The sequence below is a fragment of the Polynucleobacter necessarius genome (assembly GCF_900096765.1).
Classification (GTDB): Bacteria; Pseudomonadota; Gammaproteobacteria; order Burkholderiales; family Burkholderiaceae; genus Polynucleobacter; species Polynucleobacter necessarius_F.
Map to the genome: position 1 here is coordinate 624690 of NZ_LT615228.1, position 20430 is coordinate 645119.

General features: G+C 43.1%; 23 protein-coding genes, 2 tRNA genes and 5 pseudogenes. 12 read left to right on the forward strand and 18 right to left on the reverse strand.

Annotated features, from left to right (window positions below):
- Positions 1-58 precede the first annotated feature (58 nt).
- Positions 59-688 carry a YhjD/YihY/BrkB family envelope integrity protein gene (locus tag DXE33_RS03260; RefSeq protein ID WP_197711977.1) on the reverse strand — a complete coding sequence of 210 codons (630 nt, stop codon included), beginning with the start codon at positions 686-688 and terminating at the stop codon, positions 59-61.
- 15 nt (positions 689-703) lie between these two features.
- Positions 704-907 (reverse strand): hypothetical protein, encoded by a 204-nt coding sequence (locus DXE33_RS09750; protein ID WP_197711978.1) that lies wholly within the window; start codon positions 905-907, stop codon positions 704-706.
- A 22-nt stretch (positions 908-929) separates the two neighbouring features.
- Between DXE33_RS09750 and wrbA the strand changes: the two genes are divergently transcribed.
- The 6 genes and pseudogenes from wrbA to ppk2 (DXE33_RS03290) all read left to right on the forward strand — a co-directional run bounded on the left by wrbA (position 930) and on the right by ppk2 (DXE33_RS03290) (position 4905).
- On the forward strand, positions 930-1532 hold the full coding sequence (gene wrbA / locus DXE33_RS03265; protein WP_114638604.1) for an NAD(P)H:quinone oxidoreductase: 603 nt from the start codon (positions 930-932) through the stop codon (positions 1530-1532).
- Between the two features lie 8 nt (positions 1533-1540).
- Positions 1541-1921 carry a DUF2069 domain-containing protein gene (locus DXE33_RS03270; RefSeq protein ID WP_114638605.1) on the forward strand — a complete coding sequence of 127 codons (381 nt, stop codon included), beginning with the start codon at positions 1541-1543 and terminating at the stop codon, positions 1919-1921.
- Positions 1922-1929: 8 nt separating this feature from the next.
- Positions 1930-3348: pseudogene (locus tag DXE33_RS03275) on the forward strand (FAD-binding oxidoreductase).
- A gap of 87 nt (positions 3349-3435) precedes the next feature.
- Positions 3436-3621: a hypothetical protein gene (locus DXE33_RS03280; protein ID WP_114638606.1), complete on the forward strand. Its 186-nt coding sequence runs from the start codon at positions 3436-3438 to the stop codon at positions 3619-3621.
- A 228-nt stretch (positions 3622-3849) separates the two neighbouring features.
- Positions 3850-4122, forward strand: coding sequence for a serine/threonine protein kinase (locus tag DXE33_RS10355; protein WP_114638607.1), 273 nt, complete (start codon positions 3850-3852; stop codon positions 4120-4122).
- Positions 4123-4905: a polyphosphate kinase 2 gene (gene ppk2 / locus DXE33_RS03290; protein ID WP_114638608.1), complete on the forward strand. Its 783-nt coding sequence runs from the start codon at positions 4123-4125 to the stop codon at positions 4903-4905. It abuts the gene before it with no gap.
- Between the two features lie 10 nt (positions 4906-4915).
- Here the strand turns inward: ppk2 (DXE33_RS03290) and DXE33_RS03295 are convergent.
- From DXE33_RS03295 to DXE33_RS03340, 9 genes and pseudogenes are all read right to left on the reverse strand, one after another.
- Positions 4916-5798 (reverse strand): annotated as a pseudogene (locus tag DXE33_RS03295) (alpha/beta hydrolase); the annotation flags it as partial.
- A 264-nt stretch (positions 5799-6062) separates the two neighbouring features.
- Positions 6063-6746 (reverse strand): DUF3313 domain-containing protein, encoded by a 684-nt coding sequence (locus DXE33_RS03305; RefSeq protein WP_114638609.1) that lies wholly within the window; start codon positions 6744-6746, stop codon positions 6063-6065.
- Between the two features lie 24 nt (positions 6747-6770).
- Positions 6771-7160: a hypothetical protein gene (locus DXE33_RS03310; protein WP_114638610.1), complete on the reverse strand. Its 390-nt coding sequence runs from the start codon at positions 7158-7160 to the stop codon at positions 6771-6773.
- Between the two features lie 14 nt (positions 7161-7174).
- Positions 7175-7909, reverse strand: a complete 735-nt coding sequence (locus DXE33_RS03315; RefSeq protein ID WP_114638611.1) for an amino acid ABC transporter ATP-binding protein — start codon at positions 7907-7909, stop codon at positions 7175-7177.
- A 37-nt stretch (positions 7910-7946) separates the two neighbouring features.
- Positions 7947-8614 (reverse strand): annotated as a pseudogene (locus DXE33_RS03320) (amino acid ABC transporter permease).
- A 23-nt stretch (positions 8615-8637) separates the two neighbouring features.
- Positions 8638-9430, reverse strand: a pseudogene (locus DXE33_RS03325) (amino acid ABC transporter permease).
- A 45-nt stretch (positions 9431-9475) separates the two neighbouring features.
- Positions 9476-10390 (reverse strand): amino acid ABC transporter substrate-binding protein, encoded by a 915-nt coding sequence (locus tag DXE33_RS03330; protein ID WP_114638612.1) that lies wholly within the window; start codon positions 10388-10390, stop codon positions 9476-9478.
- Positions 10391-10564: 174 nt separating this feature from the next.
- Positions 10565-10641 (reverse strand) — tRNA-Arg (locus DXE33_RS03335).
- A 42-nt stretch (positions 10642-10683) separates the two neighbouring features.
- Positions 10684-10760: transfer RNA gene (locus DXE33_RS03340), tRNA-Pro, on the reverse strand.
- A gap of 130 nt (positions 10761-10890) precedes the next feature.
- Between DXE33_RS03340 and DXE33_RS03345 the strand changes: the two genes are divergently transcribed.
- A complete protein-coding gene (locus DXE33_RS03345; protein WP_114638613.1) occupies positions 10891-11181 on the forward strand; it encodes a hypothetical protein in 291 nt (96 codons plus the stop codon).
- Positions 11182-11257: 76 nt separating this feature from the next.
- Positions 11258-13348, forward strand: coding sequence for a TonB-dependent receptor (locus tag DXE33_RS03350; RefSeq protein ID WP_114638614.1), 2091 nt, complete (start codon positions 11258-11260; stop codon positions 13346-13348).
- 7 nt (positions 13349-13355) lie between these two features.
- On the opposite strand, the gene DXE33_RS10655 is transcribed toward DXE33_RS03350, so the two are convergent.
- The 7 genes from DXE33_RS10655 to DXE33_RS09760 all read right to left on the reverse strand — a co-directional run bounded on the left by DXE33_RS10655 (position 13356) and on the right by DXE33_RS09760 (position 17100).
- Positions 13356-13631: a chromate transporter gene (locus DXE33_RS10655; protein ID WP_408634173.1), complete on the reverse strand. Its 276-nt coding sequence runs from the start codon at positions 13629-13631 to the stop codon at positions 13356-13358.
- Positions 13541-13885 carry a chromate transporter gene (locus DXE33_RS03355; protein WP_197711980.1) on the reverse strand — a complete coding sequence of 115 codons (345 nt, stop codon included), beginning with the start codon at positions 13883-13885 and terminating at the stop codon, positions 13541-13543. The genes DXE33_RS10655 and DXE33_RS03355 overlap by 91 nt, the downstream gene beginning before the upstream one ends.
- The gene (locus DXE33_RS03360) at positions 13882-14427 is read right to left on the reverse strand and encodes a chromate transporter (protein WP_114638615.1); all 546 of its coding nucleotides are present in this window, start codon (positions 14425-14427) and stop codon (positions 13882-13884) included. Before DXE33_RS03360 ends, DXE33_RS03355 begins: the two co-directional genes overlap by 4 nt.
- 19 nt (positions 14428-14446) lie before the next feature.
- A complete protein-coding gene (locus DXE33_RS03365) occupies positions 14447-15187 on the reverse strand; it encodes a hypothetical protein (RefSeq protein WP_162785397.1) in 741 nt (246 codons plus the stop codon).
- A 139-nt stretch (positions 15188-15326) separates the two neighbouring features.
- Positions 15327-16232: a polyphosphate kinase 2 gene (gene ppk2 / locus DXE33_RS03370; RefSeq protein ID WP_114638617.1), complete on the reverse strand. Its 906-nt coding sequence runs from the start codon at positions 16230-16232 to the stop codon at positions 15327-15329.
- Between the two features lie 69 nt (positions 16233-16301).
- The gene (locus tag DXE33_RS03375; protein WP_197711981.1) at positions 16302-16829 is read right to left on the reverse strand and encodes a lysophospholipid acyltransferase family protein; all 528 of its coding nucleotides are present in this window, start codon (positions 16827-16829) and stop codon (positions 16302-16304) included.
- Entirely contained in the window at positions 16792-17100 is a 309-nt protein-coding gene (locus tag DXE33_RS09760) for a hypothetical protein (RefSeq protein WP_197711982.1), read from the reverse strand. Before DXE33_RS09760 ends, DXE33_RS03375 begins: the two co-directional genes overlap by 38 nt.
- 95 nt (positions 17101-17195) lie before the next feature.
- Here DXE33_RS09760 and DXE33_RS03380 point away from each other — a divergent pair.
- The 4 genes and pseudogenes from DXE33_RS03380 to DXE33_RS03395 all read left to right on the forward strand — a co-directional run bounded on the left by DXE33_RS03380 (position 17196) and on the right by DXE33_RS03395 (position 20423).
- Positions 17196-18013, forward strand: a pseudogene (locus tag DXE33_RS03380) (UDP-2,3-diacylglucosamine diphosphatase).
- Positions 18010-19038, forward strand: coding sequence for a glycosyltransferase family 4 protein (locus tag DXE33_RS03385; RefSeq protein ID WP_114638618.1), 1029 nt, complete (start codon positions 18010-18012; stop codon positions 19036-19038). The pseudogene DXE33_RS03380 and the gene DXE33_RS03385 overlap by 4 nt, the downstream one beginning before the upstream one ends.
- A gap of 12 nt (positions 19039-19050) precedes the next feature.
- Entirely contained in the window at positions 19051-19455 is a 405-nt protein-coding gene (locus DXE33_RS03390; RefSeq protein ID WP_114638619.1) for a diacylglycerol kinase, read from the forward strand.
- 236 nt (positions 19456-19691) lie between these two features.
- Positions 19692-20423, forward strand: a complete 732-nt coding sequence (locus tag DXE33_RS03395) for a GNAT family N-acetyltransferase (protein ID WP_231970476.1) — start codon at positions 19692-19694, stop codon at positions 20421-20423.
- Positions 20424-20430 lie beyond the last annotated feature (7 nt).

Sequence of the window (20430 nt, forward strand, 5' to 3'; positions counted from 1 at the left end):
ATTTATGGCTTCAATATAGCCCTAAGGCTGTTTTGAAGCAAGGGTCTTGGCCGATGATTTAGTAACGAATAACCCTAATGACGCCACTTCTAATGATGGGTAGATTGGCTACCAAAACTGCTCCAGCCAAGGTAATCCACCAGATAAGGTAGATCCAAAGCAATGCCAAAGGGAAAATTGCAAATGCGCCATACACTGTCTTGTAGAAATCAGTGTGCGTTAGAAAGATGGCAAAGCAAAATTTCATCAACTCAAAACTTAAGGCTGCAAATAAACCACCAATAAAAGCATCTGACCAGAGTATTTGGGAGTAAGGCAAAATTTTGTAAACAACCGAATAGACAACAACGGCCATCAAGATTGGCATCACTGCCGCCATATATCGAAAGCTAATCGGCACAGCCTCCATCCACCCTCTTGAGCTACTAAAAAGAACGCCGCTGAGGTAAATTCCAATGCCGAGCAAGATCGGTCCTAATATTGTTGCCGCCGCATAGATCAATATTTTTTTAACTAATGGCCGCTGTTGTTTTACTTTAAATATTTGATTGAAAGCCCCTTCAATTACAGACAGGGTCATGATTGCGGTAACAAATAAGCCGAGTAAGCCCAGTAAAGTAAGTCCGCGTGCTTGGGCTGAAAATTGATCTAGATAGATGAAAATCTGCTGATTTAAGCCGCCCGGCATATAGGTGTCTAATAACTAGCTTCTGAAAGCATTTTTAACCTCGATGACCTTCGGTAGATAACCAATCAAAATTGTGGCTACAGTTAACATGGGCACCAGCGATAAGGTCGTGGTGAATGACAAGCTTGCAGCAATTTGCTTTAAATTTTGGTCGCGGTTTGCCTCCCAGATATCTTTCGCCAGGGCAAGCCATAATTGAGGATTACGAAATACGCGCATCGCCTTATCATAAGAGATGAATATGGGCCAACACGATATTTTAATTCTGTACTACTCCAGGTATGGGTCAACTAGGGATCTAGCTCGGCTCATCGCTGAGGGTGTAGAAAGCGTTCCGGGTGCTAATGCTAGGCTTAGAACCGTCCCTGCCGTATCAACTGTTTGTGAGGCTAGCCAACCCGCAGTACCTGCTGATGGCGCACCCTACGTTGAGTACCGTGATCTTGAGGAATGTATTGGCTTGGCGCTTGGATCACCGACTCGCTTTGGCAATATGGCTGCTCCCATGAAATATTTTTGGGATGGCACTACCTCACAATGGTTGGCGGGCGCCTTGGTTGGTAAGCCTGCTTGTGTATTCACAAGCACGGGAAGCATGCATGGCGGTCAAGAATCAACCTTACTCACCATGATGGTTCCTTTGCTTCATCATGGGATGATGATTCTGGGCCTACCCTATAGCGAACCAGATTTGATGTCATCCATAACTGGTGGCAGCCCCTACGGCGTAACTCATCACGCTTTTGCAGATGGAAGCGCCCCAATTAGCCCTGAGGAGGAGCGATTGGCTCGCGCTCAAGGTAAGCGACTCGCACAAATCGCCTTACAGTTGAAGAGATCTTAAGCTTGTTTATGTACAAAAAAATTCTCTCAAAAGACCCCTACCAGTTGCTTGCAACAGCTGCATTTATAGATCTATTCATATTGTGTATTGCTTGGGAATGGTTTATTTCTCCTCTTAGACTGGGAGGTTCCTGGCTGATTCTCAAAGGCGTTCCTTTGTTATTTGCCATACCTGGTTTATGGAGGGAGAAGGTTTACACCATGCAATGGGCTTCCATGTTAATTTTGCTATACATCACTGAGGGCTTGGTGCGAATCTTAGAAACCGGCGCTAATTTTTGGTTGGCATTACTTGAAACGATACTAGCCACTCTGGGTTTTGTATGTCTCCTGATGTATCTAAAGCCAATTAAAAAAGAAGCTAAATTATTAGCAAAGAAGAAGGCCTAGGACCAGCAATGACGCATGAGTTCATTGATCAACTCAGCTCGATTATTGGTCGGCAATACGTTTTAAGCACTGAGCAAGACAAGGCGTCTTACTTAACGGATGGCGCAAACGTTTTACTGGTAAAGCCTTGGCCGTTGTTTTGCCCAAAACTACAGAAGAAGTGGCCAATATTGTTAAGCTATGCGCTAATCACCACATTTCGATTGTTCCACAGGGTGGGAATACTGGATTTTGCGGTGGCGCAACGCCAGATGACAGCGGCAAACAAATTGTTCTCAATTTCAAGCGCATGAATAATATCCGCGAAATCGATAGTTCTAATCAAACCACGACTCTTGAGGCGGGTTGTATATTGCAGGCGGCCCAAGAAAGAGCCGCGCAGCAGGATTTTTTATTTCCCATCAGTTTGGGAGCTGAAGGTAGCTGCATGATAGGCGGCAATCTTGCAATCAATGCTGGTGGCACTAATGTTTTGCGTTATGGGAATGCGCGAGATTTGTGCCTGGGTCTTGAGGTGGTAACCGCACAAGGCGATATTTGGCATGGCCTAAAGGGCTTACGCAAAGATAATACTGGTTATGACCTAAGAGATTTATTCATTGGCTCTGAAGGAACCTTAGGAATTATTACTGCTGCGGTAATGAAGTTATACCCTCTGCCGATTTCTCAATGAACAACTTTGGTTGCTACTAGCAACATTACAGACACCATTTCATTGCTAAATCTTTTTCAAAAACGAGCAACTTCTCTTCTGACTGGTTTTGAAATGATGACCAATGATTCCCTACTGCTCAATGAAAAGCATTTTCCTCAGATGGCAAACCCCTTAAAAGGCAATCCGCCATTTACTGTATTAATCGAATTGTCCGATCATGAGAGCGAGTCACATGTCAGAGCCCTTCTGGAGCATATTTTGGAGGAGGCATTTGAGTCTGTACTGATCTCTGACGCGATCATTGCTAGCAATCTGTCTCAAGCCAACGCGTTTTGGCATATGCGAGAACACATTACCCTAGCTCAGGCTGAAGAAGGAGCCAATCTCAAACATGACATCACGATCCCACTGTCGTCCTTAGATCAATTTATTAGGGAGACAGACGCCCTAATAAGAAATCAATACCCCGGGGTAAGAATTATTAACTTTGGACATTTAGGTGATGGCAACCTTCATTACAACATCGCCCCTCCTGAGGGCAAAAACCCCCCAAGACTTCAATTTGGCCCATGAAAAGCCCATTTACGAGCTGATCTATACACAGGTTGACCGTTTTAATGGGTCAATATCGGCTGAACATGGGGTGGGTCAGCTTAAATTAGCTGATTTGAGAGCTCACAAGGGAAATGTTGCTCATGACCTAATGCGGACGATTAAGATCGCTTTAGACCCTAAAAATATCCTCAACCCCCATAAAGTCGTCTCAATTTAAGAAAAAATCATTTTTTATCAATTATTTGTAAATTGTTGTCATCTTCCTCCCTCCGGGCTGCGTTGTATCGTCATGGAGGTGGCAAATATGTCAACAAGACAAAAACGTTGGGCCCGTGCAATTGAACAAATCGACTTGTCCAAAAGGACTCCCGAAGTCGCTATTGGCTATTTAGATAGCAAATACCGTGATATCGCCTGGCGATACATTCGAATTTTAGGGTTTGAGCGCACTATTAGCTTCATGGCTAGCAATAATTTTCATCCAGAATAAAGACGCTACATTACGATATAAGCCTAAATAATTGATTTATTTAGGCTTTTTTTGATTTATAGCTGTAGTTTTTACCTTTAATTGCGGCCTCGTTTACTTTTTAAGCCCCTTCGAGAATTACTTTCTCACTCTGTTGATGTGCATAGGGTTGTCACAATTACTTGTAAGGCTTGCTTATCCATTGTAGGATCAAATACTGTGTGCAGCAAATAACTATTTAAGGAAACTATGAGCCAAAAGAAATTAGTGAAACAGCTATTGAAGAAATTAGACAAACTTGAGTTGGATCGCGAAAAATTGATTGATAAGCTGGGAAATGCCTTGGATAAGCTTGAGAAAAAAGAGGTCACCAAAGCAGCTAGCAAAAAAGCCCCTGCAAAAAAAGCCCCAGTCAAAAAAGTACCCACCAAGAAAGTCCCCGCTAAAAAAACTGCTTCCAAGAAAACTGTCGCCAAAAAAACTGTTAGCACTAAACCATTGCCAACAAAGACAAGCGAATAAATGCCTCAATTGAAAAAGATCGAGGGTTCTGACGCAAACTACGATGCAGAGCTTCGTCTATTGCAAATTGAATTAGTTAAGGCACAGAGGCAAATAATTTCAAGTGGCTCTAGATTGCTACTTATTTTTGAGGGTCGAGATACCGCAGGCAAGGACGGCACTATCAAATCCATCACCGAACACCTAAGTCCCCGCGAAGCACATGTTGTAGCGCTTGGTATCCCAAGCTCAAAGGAGTCTGGTGAGTGGTATTTTCAGCGTTATGTTGCCGAGCTTCCATCTTCAGGTGAAGTGATTCTCTTTAACCGCAGTTGGTATAACCGAGCCGGTGTAGAGCGCGTCATGGGCTTTTGCACTAACGCACAGTATCAACAGTTTATGACTACGGTAAATGAGTTTGAAAGTCTTCTGGTTGGCTCTGGCATTCAAATCATTAAGTACTATTTGGATATTGACAAGAAAGAACAGGCACGCAGACTTGAAAGCAGAAAGACTGATCCGTTAAAGCAATGGGAAATCAGCCCATTTGATGAGCAGGCTCAAGCCAAGTGGAAGGCCTATAGTACGGCTCGCGATCTCATGCTCAAAAAGACCAGTTCTCAAGAAGCCCCGTGGACTGTCGTGAATGCTAACAATAAAAAATTAACTCATCTCAATTTGATCAGAGATCTTCTATCCCGGATCAACTATCCCAATAAAAATCAGAAAATTTTGGTTTTAGATTCTGGAATTGTGATGCACTGCCCACCGCTGGGCAAAAAGCAGCCAAAACTGGCCCCATAACACTTATTACAAAGAACTGCTGAGCTTCTTTAATCAGTTCTTGTGACAGTTCTTCTGGGATGTAATGGCCGCAAGGCATAGCTTTGCCGCTAACCTCGACTGCGACCCCAATCATCAATAGGCTTAAAGCATTTATTTACAAGCCCATGCTCACCCCAAAGCACCCGCATCGGCATACTTAATATCCTGCCTTCTGCTCGATCTGCGCGATCGTGAACAAGATCAATCGTTGCTGCTGCCCTATAGTCTTCACACATTGCATGCAGGGCTTGTGGATCGCTTACACCTTGCAAATACTCCGACCATCGATCGGCGCTAAAGATGCTAGTTCCAGCATGACGCCCCATGTGATTTTTGAGCCAATACTCTGGATTGATCCCTATCATCGTTTCTGGAACGGGTTCCGGCTGAATTAAGAAAAACCAATGCCAATAACCTTTGGCAAATTCCATGGTGGTGTTTTCATACATCGAAAGCGTTGGAGATATATCTAGCACCATCAGCTTCAAGACGCTTTGTGGATAATCCATGGCTAAGCGATGTGACACACGTCCACCACGATCATGGCCGAGCAGGAAAAATTGATTAAAACCGAGTGCCCTCATTACGGCATGTTGATCTGCTGCCAATGATCTTTTTGAGTAGGTTACGTGATCTGGCTCGCCTCGGGGTTTGGATGATGCCCCATAACCCCTGAGGTCTGTTGCTACCACGGTATATTTCTGCGCTAGGGCTGGTGCCACTTCATGCCAAATTGCTTTAGTCTGAGGAAATCCATGCAGTAACAACAGAGGTGGACCCTCTCCACCAATGTAGCAAGCGATCTCAATGGGGCCATCCTCAGATTGAACCGTGACCCGTTTTTGTTCGAAGCTAGGAAAAGTTACTGGCATCAGTTATGTAGATTAGCGATCTACAGCAGCTTGAATTTCTGCTAAGGTGCCTGAATTCTAAGTAGCTGAAATGATCGTAGATGCGAGGCATACATCCACTCGCCTCCTCTTTTGTTAGCTTGCCATCATGATCAATATCACACTTTGCAAATCGTTGGGCAATTTCTTGTTTCTTGCTACCGTTGTCTGCATTAGCAGCCGTTAAATAAACTACTGTCAAAAATAAACTGACAGTAATAAGCAAAAAAGATATTCATGCGGTATTTACCTGCCCGTTGGCATCGGATTTGCAGAAGTCTCCATAGCCACACGTACAACTTTTTTGGCCATCTCAATAAATGAACTGATAGATCCTGACCCCGTTCTAAAAGACTCACCTTGAATGGTAACTAAGCCTTCGCCTAATAATTCTTTTGATTGGCTATCGGTAATTTTGCTCTCGACCAGTAAGGCCGGAGTTTTAGAGTTAACACCGCCGGCATAAGCTGCGGCATTCACTGCCAATCCAATGGGCGTGAAATTCCAGGGGTGAAGGCTATCGGATGAACTCTCAGCACCTATAATGCCAACAGAAATGCGGGCAACGCCTGGGCCGGGCACATTCACAATTTTTATATTACCTCGAGAATTTACAGCAGACACCATAGAGTCTTGTAAGGTGATTTGCGCTTGAGAGATAGCATCTGGACTAACGTTAGCAGTTGCACTTTGGTTTAAATAAATGGGGTCTAAAATCACCGCAGTATATTTTGCAGGGTCAACGCTACTGACACGATATCTCCAAATCCTTGTATCAGCTTGGCTAGTGGCCATCGGAACTAATAAAGAATAATTCGGCAAAAAACCAGATCTTGGCATTGGCTCTGAAGTGAGTTTGGGAGCATTGCTACAGGCAAATAGGCTCAGAGCAACTACAGCGGAAAATGCAACGACACTCAATTTATTCATGGAGATACCTTTTAAATGATTTAATTAGTCTGCTGGAGGGCATGGCAACATGCCTCCAGTTTTTTTATGAATTTGTGGTTTACAATCAGGCTGCACCACTGGAGTATTGCTGGTAATTGGTGCCTGTGCAGCAGGATTTGCAATTGATGTGCTTGTAGGGGTATTCGCCGCACTTGCAGCCGCTGCTACAGCCGGTGCAGTCGGAGATGGTTTAGCAGGCTCTAGCCCTGCGGATCGATAAAAAGATTTATCGGTCCCGGGGCAAGGCATAAGTGTGCCGGTTTTTGGGTTAATGATGTCTTTGCATTGAGGGTTCGCTTCCAAGCGTGCCTCTAATTTCGCCATGGTACAAGCAGACACAAATAGCATAGCAAGAGTGACGAATAGTGCTGGCTTGATGTGCTGTGATTTCATTAAGTAGTGATGACTCAGTTGGCTAAGATTTTAGATAAAAAATCTTTTGCGCGATGTGAACGTGCGTCTGGATTTCCGAAGAATTCATCTTTGCTGCAATCTTCAATAATGCGTCCTTGGTCCATAAAGATCACTCGATTGCTAACCTTGCGAGCGAACCCCATTTCATGGGTAACGCAGCACATTGTCATGCCTTCATTGGCAAGCTTGATCATGACATCCAAAACTTCGCCAACCATTTCAGGATCCAGGGCCGATGTAGGTTCGTCAAATAGCATCACCATTGGATCCATACTTAAAGCTCGAGCAATAGCAACACGTTGTTGCTGACCGCCCGAGAGTTGTCCTGGAAATTTATCTTTTTGCGCAATTAAGCCAACACGCTCAAGATATTTCAAGCCATGTGTCTTTGCTTCATTAGCGGATCTCCCAAGTACCTTGATTTGTGCCAAAGTCAGATTCTCGGTAATACTGAGATGTGGAAATAATTCAAAATGCTGGAATACCATTTCTACTCGAGCTCTTAACTTGGGAAGATTTGTTTTTGGGTCGTGTAATTGAATACCATCAACCGTAATTTCACCTGCCTGAAATGGTTCAAGTGCATTAATCGTTTTAATGAGGGTTGATTTACCTGAGCCAGATGGTCCACAAATAACAACAACTTCACCTTTTTGAATAGAGGTTGTGCAATCAGTAAGAACCTGGAAGTCCCCGTACCACTTTGAAACATTTTGTAGTTCAATCATGATGATCTTGCAATAAAGAGCATTAAAAAAAAAATGACTAGCGAATAATCGCGACTTTGGACTGCACTTTTCTAACTACTTTTGATAATGAGAAGCAAATAATGAAATACGTAAACGCAGTCAAAATATAGGTTTCGATTGGCCGACCATAATTCTTGCCTGCAATTTCAAAGCCCTTTAAGAGGTCATACGCGCCAATTGCATAAACCAAGGATGTATCTTGAAACAAAATAATAGTCTGTGTCATAAATACTGGAATCATGTTTCTGAAAGCTTGCGGTAAAACAATAAAACGCATATTTTGACCGTAAGTCATTCCAAGCGCTTGGGCAGCATAGCCTTGACCTTTTGGCACTGACTGAATACCCGCCCGTACGATTTCTGAAAAAAAGCACCTTCAAATGCAATAAAAGTGATCGTTGCAGATAAGTCAGCCCCAATAGGTCTACCAATCAACATGGGTATTAATAAGAAGAACCAGAGGATAACCATGACTAATGGAATTGAGCGCATGGTATTAACATAAATCGTCGCAGGGTAGACCAAACTTGGTTTACCAGAGAGGCGCATCAAGGCCAAAAATGTTCCAAAGATAATACCGCCAAAGGTTGCAATAAAGGTAAGCTGCAAACTAAACATCATCCCCTTAAGGATGTAGTTCGTAAATAGTTCCCAATTATAAAAACTCAGATCAAGGCTCAGCATGTTGACACCGTATCAGTCTTCATTTAGTGGGCCGCCGCTTCAGTATTGGAGACAATAAAGCCGGGAATCCGAGAGCGTTTTTCAATATGCGCCATTACTCTATTAACAGCAAAAGCAGATAAGGCATACAAAAAAGTTACAGCCAAGTAAATTTCAACGCCGTGAGAAGTTTCTTCTTGTGCCTGCATTGCAAATAATGTGAGTTCTGGCACAGATACCGCAAAAGCGACTGATGTGTTTTTAATTAAATTCATACTCTCAGAAGTTAAGGGTGGAATTACAATGCGCAAAGCCATTGGCAAAATAATGTATCGATAGATGTATCGATAGCTTTGAAAAGTGGTTAAACCCAACGCCGTTGCAGCTGCACGTTGACCGGAAGGCAGGGATTGGATGCCTGCCCTAACCTGTTCAGCAATACGTGCTGACGTAAAAAAACCTAAAGCTAGACTGACTAGTAAATAAGATGGCAGAGATTTGAGCGGCAATATAAAAGCCGGTATGACGTGATACCAAAGAAAAACTTGGACCAAGATAAGGATATTTCGAAATAACTCAACCCAAGCAGTAGAAAAGCGGATTAAAAATCGATTTAAAGTACCTTCAGGGGGTAATGTGCGTAAAGTACCCATTACCGCACCCAGTGTTAATGCAATTACAAGGCCAAGACCAGCCTGCCAGCGTCCAGCCCCAGGCTTTCATCAACCAATCCAAATAGCTCGGGTCAGCATTTTTACCGATACCCAACAAAGAGGAGAAGCAGTGATCTACCGCTTCTCCATCTAAGGTGCTTTTACAAAATATGCCTAAATCCATAGATCCAATCAAATTTTCTTTAAATCGCCCCGAGGAGCGGTTTAATTACTTCTTGTTGTAGTCTTCTGCTGGTTTGTCATTCAAGTTGGCCCAAGCATTTTTAGTGGCTGGTGAAAGCTCTAGACCAACAACAATATTTTTTGGTGGAATTGGTGATAAAAACCATTTATTCCAAAGTCCAGGCATTTTTCCATTTGCAACAATTTTTGCAATAGCAGCATTAACCGCTGCTTTAAATTCTGGATCATCCTTGCGAACTATGATAGCAATCGGCTCTGTGCTGAGCACTTCGCCAACAATCTTGTAATGTTTTGGATTTTTAGAGTTAGCAATATTGCCTGCCAAAATTGATCCATCCATTACAAAAGCATCAGCACGGCCAGACTCCAACAGCAAAAAGCTATCAGCGTGATCCTTACCAAATACTTCATCAAAGTTCACGCCATTTGCCTTCTCATGCTTACGTAACAATTGAACTGAAGTGGTTCCTGTAGTGGTTGCCACCTTCTTGCCGTTTAGATCGGCAATCGATTTAATGCCAGAATTTGCTTTAACTGCAATACGAACTTCCTCAACATAGAGGGTATTAGCAAAACCAACGTCTTTGGCGCGGTTCACATTATTGGTTGTGGTGCCGCACTCGATATCTACTGTTCCATTTTGAACTAAGGGTACGCGGTTTTGCGATGTGACTGGCTGATAGTTAATCCGCAATGTATTGACCCCGAGCTTATCCTTGATGTCTGCAAGGATCATGCGGCAAATTTCAACATGGTAGCCATCAAAACGACTATCGCCCGTTGTGTAGGACATTGGTATAGAAGATTCGCGTACACCCATGGTTACGGCACCAGTGGATTTAATCTTATCTAGAGTTTGGCTAGCCGCTTGAGCATTGATGGCGCCAATCAATAGACCAGCTGCAAGCATGCTTGCTTTAATCAAAGAAATACTCTTCATGGGATTCTCCTGTTTTTTTGGCTTCTAATTTCTATTGAAATGAGTGATCAATAGATACATCTGCATTTATAGCAAATTTATAGGACTGTAATACTGAATTTGAAGTTTTTTTTGAGCCTAGCTGGAAAAAATGCGCCAATTAGGGGAGGAAGAAAAAGCTTAGGCTTGGCGATTTGGCCTGCCCAGCAGGAGTCGAACCTGCGACCTACGGCTTAGAAGGCCGTTGCTCTATCCAGCTGAGCTATGGGCAGATATTTGCTGGGTCTAAATCTATCTAGAAGTAAATAGAAAAATGGTCGGAGTACAAGGATTCGAACCTTGGACCCCCTGCTCCCAAAGCAGGTGCGCTACCAGGCTGCGCTACACTCCGACGGAATCGATATTCTACACCGACAGTGCTATTGAGGGCAAATCCTGTAAGATTTGCGCTATGGTTGCCCATTTTTACAGCAAATTAAAGAAACAATTCATTACCAGCTTTGCGGTAGTTATTTACTTGCGTGCTTGGCACTCACTCAATTGGCTATTCCCATGGCATTGCACACGCGGGATTGCAAACTCAGAGTACATCGCCTTCTGTCAGCCTTGAAAATCCAACGGCATTTACCCATGCATCTGATATTTGCCATTTATTTGACGCTCTTACTCTTGCCAGCTTTGCCCCCTTGGATGTTGCTGTACTGATTATTTTTCTTGTTTTGCTATCCAGGGTTCGCTCTAGGCTAAAGACTCGATTTATTGCCCCAACTCGCTTAACTTACCAGTCACACGCTCCACCAGCAGCCATTTAATAAAACTCTTCAACACTTCTTGTTGAATTCTTCATTTTATATTATATCACCATCAGTTGGTGAATTTGGATGCGTTATGAATTGTTCTTTCTTTTCCTTGACCAGAATTTTGATTGCCTTGTTGGTTTTTTATTGCAGCAGAAATGTTCTTGCTCAAAATTTAACTGAAACTGCGTTACCCACTTTAAATGTTAACGGTGCACGTGATGATGGAGCTGGATTTTTATCACCATCGAAATCGATGACAGGCGATGAATTGCAGAATAAATTAAGTAATACCCTGAGAGCAACCTTGGCTAATGAGCTGGGAGTATCAGCTACTGGATATGGCGCTGGGTCCTCTAGACCGGTAATCCGCGGTCTAGAGGGTGCTCGTGTGCAAATTCTGCAAAATGGTCTATCTGTAGGCGATGTATCGAGCATATCAGCCGATCATGCAGTAGCCAATCCAATGCAAAATACGCACCAAATTGAAATTCTGCGCGGTGCAAGCGCCCTTCTGTATGGGTCAGCATCCAGTGGCGGATTAGTTAATGTGATTAACGATCGCATCCTGACGTCGATGCCAGACAAATTATCAGGTGCAATGAATGCGAGTTATGAAACCGCAACCCAGGGGAAAACTGGAAATATTGAATTAGATGCACCTGCTGGACCGCTAGCCTTACATTTAGATACCACGGTCAGCAATTCAAACAACTATCGTATTCCAGGTTACGCAGAGCAAGGCGGTCCAAATGCAAACTGGGAGATCAATCCAGGCAATCCCGTCAATGTGCCCTATATCGGAAAACTCCCTTTCTCCTTTAGCAATCAAAATAGTCTTGGTTTAGGTGCGTCTTATCTGCATAGGGATGGTTACACGGGAATCTCTTTGGAGCGCATGAATCACAACTATGGCATCCCTACTGCTGAAGGCGGTTTCATACAGCAATCGCAGAATAGATACGACCTAGCACATCAAATCAATGATCCATTCTCTGGGTTTTCATCATTCAAATTAGGCGCTGCAAATACAAACTACATACATACGGAGTTTAATAACGGTGGACTAGCCTCGACCCAATGGAACAACGTAGCTACAGAAGTACGTATGGAGCTGACTCATCATGAATGGCTAGGTTCTAAAGGAATTCTTGGTGCCCAGGTAACTGGAGCAACATTAAGTGCAACCGATCTAGTTACCAATGGCTATGCAATCGTTCCTCAAACCAAATCAAACTCAACTACCCTGTTTGTTGCTGAAGAAGGTAAATATGGCTTGTTAAAAACTAGCTTAGGAGCAAGATATAGTTACACGGGTCAAAACCCAAACTCATCTACACAATTCCCATCATCGGCAAGTCAAGGCTTCACACCAAACTCGTATTCGCCTCCAGCATTACAGAGCCGTCAATATCAACTGATGTCTTACTCTGCCGGGGGGTTAATGGAGATCGTTCGTGGATATGGTATGGGTTTAACGTATACCGTCTCGCAACGAGCTCCAAGTGCCCAAGAGCTTTATTCTTACGGCCCACATGATTCAACGGCTACTTTTGATGTTGGTAATTCAAGCTTGGGAATTGAGACCTCTCATAACGTAGAGGTGAATATCCAAAAAACACTTGGCTTGGTGCGAGGTAAAGTCAATCTATATCGCAATCAATTCACGAACTATATTTATGGTTTCTACACTGGTTCTTATAGTCAGGTAAATGAAAATTTTTCAGTAGTTCAGGCATCGCAAGCAAATGCGAGCATCAGAGGTGCTGAAGCTGAAATGAGTTACAACTGGAATCAATCTGGTATTGGCGCTCGTCTCTTTGGCGATGTGTCGCAAGGTAGCTTTAATGCTGGGGGAAATCTTCCTTTGCAGCCAGCGCCACGCCTAGGAAGTGAATTAGCGTATCAACGTAATGGTTGGCTCACTAGCGCTACATATATCTACAGCTATCAGCAAAATCGATTGGCAAACTGGGAAATTGGCCCTACACCAAGCTATAACCTTTTAAATGCAGCGATTTCCTATACGGAGCGTATTAACAAAGTAAATTGGACTGCCTATATGAATTTAAAGAATCTTCTTAATGAAGAAATTCGATATGCCACATCACCTATGGCAGTCAGACTTTACGCGCCACAACCAGGAAGAAGTGTGATGGTGGGAATTAGAGCGTCATTCTGATGAAGCATCAGAAATATCTAAGTGTAATAAAACTCGCTAGCCCTGCTCCCAAAATAATATAGACCGGATTAATTTTGGTTTTCAGTACGAGATAGAGAGTTATTACAGCTAGTCCCAATGTGATCGGGCTGAAGATGGAAGCTTTGGCTACAGCGTATACGCCAGAAGCCATCAGCCCAATAGAAATTGGCTCTAAGGCGTTTTGGATTGAGCGGCGCCATGGACTATCGCCAAAATAACCCCAAAGACGACCTGTATAAAAACACAATATGCTCGATGGCAAAAAAAAAAAAACGCCAGTAGCACGATAAACGCACCAAGTAAACCGGCAATCTTAAAGCCAATGATCAAGACCATCAGCATATTGGGGCCCGGTGCAACTTGACCGATACTGTAGATATGCACAAATTGAGTATGAGTAATTCCAAACTGATGAAGCAAGAGGGTTTGCATCTCTGGAAGAACGGCTGTTCCACCCCCCACCGCAAGGAGCGATAAAAGACCAAAAGTTAAGATGAGTTGAACTAATGAGCTCATTGACGAAGGCTTGGGCGATAAAGATATATGGAGATGGGAGCCATTATCAATAAAACCAAGGGAAGTGATAGCTTGTCAACACTCATTAATACAAATGTGCAAACAATAATGCACAAAGACTTTAATTGCTTCCAGTGACCATCGCCAATTCGATAGGTAATCGCAGTCAATAAGCCGCAAGCACCTGCTGCAATACCAGTCAGGATCAGATTGCTTAATGGGTGGTCGGTGTTATTGGTGTATGCAATACCAACTAATAACACAAATAAGGAGCCAGGAATAATGAGTCCTATGGTTGCAGCAATTGCACCAAGAAGGCCGCGTAAGTGATCACCAGCCAGAACGGCTAGATTGACCGAGTTCAATCCCGGCATTGTTTGGCTGATGGCTAGATACGCCATAAATTCATCAGGAGTTAACCATTTGCGTTTTTCTATCAATAGAATTCGTTCATAGGCAATGATGCCGCCACCAAAACTCACTGCACCAATCAATAAAAACTGAACAAATAGATCCCTCTTAGAGAAACTGAATGGCCAGATTTTCCAGGTTCAATAGCGCTCATTCTGGTTTGCCGTAGACCAATGCGGTTTTAGTGCTACCAATTTCTAACCAATCAGCAAGCTCAAGTTGCAACTTCTTAAAAAACTTATCAGCTCGCTTGTGGGCTTTTACTTGATCGCGGTTTTCATCATTGACGCGATAGGAAAAAGCCAATTCTCCAACCATAGGGTCGCCAACGCTCTTCATCCAAATAGCAATCTCGCAGTGAGCTTGAACGCCATCACCAAATACTAGGTTTCCCAGTGGCAGACATGCTTCAAGGATTTTATTTGTGGCACCCCCAACAATTCTCAATGGCAGTTTTTGGTCTATTGAAAGTTTAGTTAAACCTGGGAAGAATTTGCAGACACTGCTCAAGGAGCGATCAAATAAATTATCAATTGGCACTGCATCCAAAATGGCATTGTTGGAATAAATTTGGCGGTGCGAACCAAGCTCGTCACCCCGTAATATTTCTTCTTTAAAACGGATGCGTGACTTAATCTTTTTTTGTGGAGTGGGGTTAAAGGTTGATGCCTGCAAAAGATCATGAGCCCTACATTTCAGAGTCACTTCAGCATAGTCGTCAATCCAGACATTTTGCCTAGATTCCCTTACTCGCAAAATAATGTTGTTCAGTCTGAAGTGTTCGCCAGGCGTGTCGTAGAAATAAATACTTCTCAAGCCTGTTGAAGCATTATCCAGATGGAAGAAATCAACCTTATTCTTCTTGCAGAATTTAAGAATTTGTTCGCTCAATTCTGCAATGCGACTGCGACGATCTAGCCCTTTGGGTTTGATTAAAAGCTTAAATTCCCGATTCGCGTAATGGATGGATGTAACTTTTTCACGATAACCTCTTCATTATTAATGAGAGGTTATCATCATCGGGCCGCTATTAGTAGATTTCTGGCACGTACATTTCTGGGGGTACAGGCCCACGGAGATAGTCAGGGTTATGAACCCTGGCTGGCAAGGTGATCACCGGGTGATCAATTTCCCGATAGGGAATCTGATTGAGCAGGTGTGTTATGCAGTTCAAACGAGCCTTTTTTTTGTCATTTGCAGCAACAACCCACCATGGAGCTTCAGGAATATGCGTTCTTTCAAGCATCGTTTCCTTGGCCTTGGTGTATTGTTCCCAAAGACGACGGGCCTCTAAGTCCATTGGACTGAGTTTCCACTGTTTTAAAGGGTCGTGGATACGCATCATAAAACGGTTGTACTGCTCTTCATCAGAGATGGAAAACCAGTATTTAATCAAAATGATGCCAGAACGAATCATCATGCGCTCTAAATCAGGTACTGTTCTCAAAAACTCTTCGTACTCTTCATCTGTACAAAAACCCATTACCTTTTCAACGCCAGCGCGGTTATACCAACTGCGATCGAACAATACGATTTCACCGCCAGCAGGCAAATGGGAGATGTATCTTTGGAAATACCATTGGGTACGTTCGCGCTCATTAGGAGCAGGTAAGGCAACAACCTTACAAACCCTTGGGTTTAGACGTTGAGTAATGCGCTTAATCGCCCCGCCCTTACCCGCTGAATCTCGTCCCTCAAATAACACTGCAACTTTAACTTTATTGGCTACCACCCAATCTTGTAGCTTGACTAACTCGCCCTGGAGTCTAAATAGTTCCTTGAAATAAACATTTCTGGGTACTTGTAAACCACTATCACCATCGACCGATAAGCGATCATCATCGAGCTCCATTTCAAGCTCTTCATCCATGCTATCTAAAATTTCTTCTTGGGCCCGCTGATACCACTCGGCCATCTCATGGTGCTTGGAAGTCATAGTCAATCCGAAGTTGTTTGTAGCAGTTTAACCTTTTGGTGATGACAATTTCGTTACAGAACTCTCGTCTTAGGCTGCCTCTAAGTGGCTTCTAATGAGGTTTTCACTGTACTGAGCTAAGTATTTACGATCTAAGATTTGTTCTGAACTCGTAATTGGTGTTGGGAAAAAGCTTAACTCAACAATTAGATTGCGGCTCCTCAGTATTTTACTCATGGACTCCAAAAGCCCCATATCCCCAACGAATGCAGCTGCATCAGTTCGCAGACCAGTTTCTTTTGAAATATAACGGATTGCAAGGCTGCAAACAGGGATATTACCCACTATCGCAGATTCAAAGAGGTTGGGTTTGAAAGGTCGAACAGATACCCCGTCGGTAGAGGTGCCTTCGGGGAAGATGCAAATCGAGTCTGATTTGAGTTCCCGAGACATTTCACCTACAACTAAGTGTGCATGCCTTTGGCTATCGCGTCTAATAAATACCGTTCTAAGTTGCAGGGCCATCCAGCCAAAAATAGGCCAACTCCGAACTTCAGATTTCGCGACAAACCGAATGGGCTTAAATGCATTGATGGCATGAATATCCATTGATGGCATGAATATCCATCCAGGAAATATGATTGGATGAAAGCAAATAGGTTCCAGCTGGCAACGCTTGACTATCTATTACTTTCAACTCAACGCCAAAAATATTCAGTAATTGCTGTGACCATTTCTGAATGTAGACATTTTTCTCAGCAGTCTTAGCTGAGGGAAAAATCAACAGCAAAATAATCGCACCTTTGAAAACGTGAAGCCAGATCAGGATCCAGTAATAGATTCTTTTGTAAAAAAGGACTTCCTTGGTTGGCGGTATTTTTGTTGTCATTTAATAACAAATATATCGCAATTATTTAAGCGAGTCATAAAAGTGACTTAAAAATGTCATGATGCTTTCACATGGGCTTGGCTTAATACGGTTTCATGATGCATTACAGAGCCATCTGGATTTCAGACATACACCTCGGGACATCAGGGTGTCAGGCAAACTACCTCCTGGATTTTCTCAAGCACAACGAAGCGGATAAATTTTACTTAGTTGGTGACATTATCGATGGCTGGCGTCTTAAAAAGTCATTTTATTGGCCTCAAGCTCACAACGACGTCGTGCAAAAGTTACTTCGCAAGGCGCGTAAGGGCGCTGAAGTCATTTATGTTCCTGGTAATCATGACGAAAGCGCACGCCAATTCTTTGGACTCTCGTTTGGAGATGTAAAAGTAGTTGAGGAAGTCATTCATACAACCCTCGATGGCAAAAAATTATGGGTAACCCATGGCGATTTATTTGATGGCGTAATGCAATATGCCAAATGGCTTGCCTATGTTGGTGACACCCTCTACTCATTCATTCTCTATATCAATCGCTATTTCACTATTTCAATATGTTGCGAGTCAAAATGGGCTTGCAGTATTGGTCGCTATCGCAATATCTAAAACATCAAGTTAAAAATGCGGTGAGCTACATCGCCGACTTTGAGCATATCATGGCCCGTGAAGCTCGGCTTAGGGGTTGCGATGGGGTTGTCTGCGGGCATATTCATAAGGCCGAAATTCGTGAAATTGACGGTTTACTCTATTGCAATGATGGTGATTGGGTAGAGAGTCTTACTGCCCTAGTAGAGACTCATGAAGGCGAATTAAAAATTATTCATTGGCCTTATATCAAGGGTGAGCCAGTAGAAATCCCCGAAATTATTTTCCAACCAGCTACGCAATCACTTATTAAAGAGGCCGTCTTATGAAAATTATGATCATTACTGATGCGTGGGATCCGCAAGTCAATGGTGTGGTACGCACTCTTAAACAAACGCGCGCTGAATTAGTTGCGATGGGTCATGAAGTTGAAATGATTACTCCAACTGGCTTTAAATCTATCCCCTGCCCAACCTATCCTGATATTGCCCTCTCTTTATTCCCCGGGAAAGAAGTTGCTAGAAGAATTAAAGAATTTGCTCCAGATGCAATGCATATTGCCACTGAAGGGCCTCTAGGATTATCTGCCCGCTCATATGCAGTAAAGAATAAACTCCCCTTCTCTACCGCCTATCACACCCGTTTTCCTGAGTATGTCAAAGCCCGCACTGACATCCCATTGGCTATTACTTACGCATTTTTACGCTGGTTCCACGGCCCATCCATGGCTGTAATGGCGCCTACGGTAGTCGTCAAAAATGATCTAGAAAAATACGGTCTCACCAATGTTGTGCTCTGGTCTCGTGGTGTTGATCTTGACATCTTCCAAGTACAAGAATCTAAAGCATTAAACACTGCGCATCCGATCTTTCTTTATGTTGGTCGTGTTGCTGTAGAAAAAAATATCAATGCATTTCTAGAAATTGATTTGCCTGGATCAAAATGGGTAGTAGGAGATGGTCCCGCAATGGCCGCCATCAAAGAAAAGTATCCAGAAGTCAATTATCTCGGAGTATTGCAGCAACATGAGTTAGCTAAAGTCTATGCTGCTGCCGATGTTTTTGTATTTCCCAGTAAGACGGATACTTTTGGTTTAGTTCTGTTGGAGGCGATGGCTTGTGGCACTCCGGTTGCCGCCTATCCCGTTACTGGTCCTATAGATGTGCTTGGCAATTCCAAAGCAGGTGCAATGCATGAGGATTTACGTGTAGCTTGTCTTGAGGCTCTGAAAATTCCCCGTGAAGTAGCGCGTGCGCATGCTGAAAAATTCTCCTGGAGAGCAGCGTCTGAAGAATTTGTAAGACATTTAAAGCCCGTACCTACCCCCGACGTTCACGTTACCGCTATTGCTTAATCAAGACGTCCTTTGAGTACCTCTTACCATATTGATCAAAACCCGCACAAGGGCAACCGCGGTCTTGCTAGGGCATGGCATGCCGCTAAAAACTCTTGGTGTGGTTTGGTTTATGCATTTCAAGAGGAAAGCGCCTTTAGACAAGAGTTAACTCTTTTTATAGTGCTCACTCCAATAGCTTGTATTTTGCCTGTTAGTTATCTTGAAAAGTCCTTATTAATAGCTTCATTAATCATGGTTCTGGTAGTTGAGTTATTAAATTCCAGTGTTGAGGCGGCAATCGACCGAATTTCTTTTGAACATCATGACCTTTCCAAGCGAGCCAAAGATTTTGGCTCTGCAGCAGTCATGCTGGCCCTTTTAATAGCGGTTTTAATGTGGTTGGCAATATGTTTGCCTATTGTCTTAAAACCGTAATAAATGGTCTCTACCATCATTAAAACTATTCTCAAGGACATGTATGTCTGATATTCCGAATCCAATTGGCGCTTTTGAAATTTTTTCCAGCAAGAGGAAAAAAAGTTGGTCACGCTAAAGTTAATCCTTTCAAGAAGCTGTCTAAAAAATTGGCTAAAAAGCTGTTTGGTAAAAAGTTTGCTACAAAAGCACGCGTACAATTAGTGACAAACGAAGTTGCTGCTGTTGCACCTGTTATTACAAAAACGAAAAAGCCCACATTTTCGATTGAATGGGCTACAACTGCAAACGAAGTAAAAGAAGCGCAACGTCTTCGCTATAAAGTATTTGCAGAAGAAATGGGTGCTAACCTTGCTAAAAATGGCGAAGGTCTCGATGTGGATGAGTTTGATGCCTATTGTGATCATCTATTGATTCGTGATCACGACTCACTCAAGGTTGTTGGTACCTATCGTGTGCTACCCCCACATAAAGCTCAAGAAATTGGTCGTTTATATTCTGATTCAGAATTTGACCTCTCCCGTCTAGATCACTTGCGCCCCAAATTAGTTGAACTTGGTAGATCTTGTGTCCACCAAGACTATCGCTCTGGTGCAGTTATTATGGCTCTGTGGAGTGGTTTAGCTCAGTACATGCTGAAAAATGGCTATGAAATCATGCTCGGTTGCGCAAGCATACCAATGGCTGATGGAGGTCACTTTGCAGCAAGTCTTTATAACTCTCTTGGTAATGATCAAATGGCACCAACAGAGTTTCATGCATTCCCTTGCTTACCATTACCGCTGGACAAACTCAATGGTGGTCTAGATGTTGAAGCCCCCCCATTAATCAAAGGCTATCTCAAGTTAGGCGCAAAGATTTGCAGCTCTCCTGCTTGGGATCCAGATTTCAACACTGCTGATTTATTAACGATGTTACGTCTATCTGATATCAACCCTCGTTATGCAAAGCATTTCTTGGGCATGTAAGCAATAC

Excerpts from the sequence above, each read along its gene's own strand:
- DXE33_RS03260 (WP_197711977.1), bottom strand. The coding sequence starts at position 688 with ATGCCGGGCGGCTTAAATCAGCAGATTTTCATCTATCTAGATCAATTT.
- DXE33_RS09750 (WP_197711978.1), bottom strand. The coding sequence starts at position 907 with ATGCGCGTATTTCGTAATCCTCAATTATGGCTTGCCCTGGCGAAAGAT.
- wrbA (WP_114638604.1), top strand. The coding sequence starts at position 930 with ATGGGCCAACACGATATTTTAATTCTGTACTACTCCAGGTATGGGTCA.
- DXE33_RS03270 (WP_114638605.1), top strand. The coding sequence starts at position 1,541 with ATGTACAAAAAAATTCTCTCAAAAGACCCCTACCAGTTGCTTGCAACA.
- DXE33_RS03280 (WP_114638606.1), top strand. The coding sequence starts at position 3,436 with ATGTCAACAAGACAAAAACGTTGGGCCCGTGCAATTGAACAAATCGAC.
- DXE33_RS10355 (WP_114638607.1), top strand. The coding sequence starts at position 3,850 with ATGAGCCAAAAGAAATTAGTGAAACAGCTATTGAAGAAATTAGACAAA.
- ppk2 (WP_114638608.1), top strand. The coding sequence starts at position 4,123 with ATGCCTCAATTGAAAAAGATCGAGGGTTCTGACGCAAACTACGATGCA.
- DXE33_RS03305 (WP_114638609.1), bottom strand. The coding sequence starts at position 6,746 with ATGAATAAATTGAGTGTCGTTGCATTTTCCGCTGTAGTTGCTCTGAGC.
- DXE33_RS03310 (WP_114638610.1), bottom strand. The coding sequence starts at position 7,160 with ATGAAATCACAGCACATCAAGCCAGCACTATTCGTCACTCTTGCTATG.
- DXE33_RS03315 (WP_114638611.1), bottom strand. The coding sequence starts at position 7,909 with ATGATTGAACTACAAAATGTTTCAAAGTGGTACGGGGACTTCCAGGTT.
- DXE33_RS03330 (WP_114638612.1), bottom strand. The coding sequence starts at position 10,390 with ATGAAGAGTATTTCTTTGATTAAAGCAAGCATGCTTGCAGCTGGTCTA.
- DXE33_RS03350 (WP_114638614.1), top strand. The coding sequence starts at position 11,258 with ATGAATTGTTCTTTCTTTTCCTTGACCAGAATTTTGATTGCCTTGTTG.
- DXE33_RS03355 (WP_197711980.1), bottom strand. The coding sequence starts at position 13,885 with ATGAGCTCATTAGTTCAACTCATCTTAACTTTTGGTCTTTTATCGCTC.
- ppk2 (WP_114638617.1), bottom strand. The coding sequence starts at position 16,232 with ATGACTTCCAAGCACCATGAGATGGCCGAGTGGTATCAGCGGGCCCAA.
- DXE33_RS03375 (WP_197711981.1), bottom strand. The coding sequence starts at position 16,829 with ATGCCATCAATGGATATTCATGCCATCAATGCATTTAAGCCCATTCGG.
- DXE33_RS09760 (WP_197711982.1), bottom strand. The coding sequence starts at position 17,100 with ATGACAACAAAAATACCGCCAACCAAGGAAGTCCTTTTTTACAAAAGA.
- DXE33_RS03385 (WP_114638618.1), top strand. The coding sequence starts at position 18,010 with ATGAAAATTATGATCATTACTGATGCGTGGGATCCGCAAGTCAATGGT.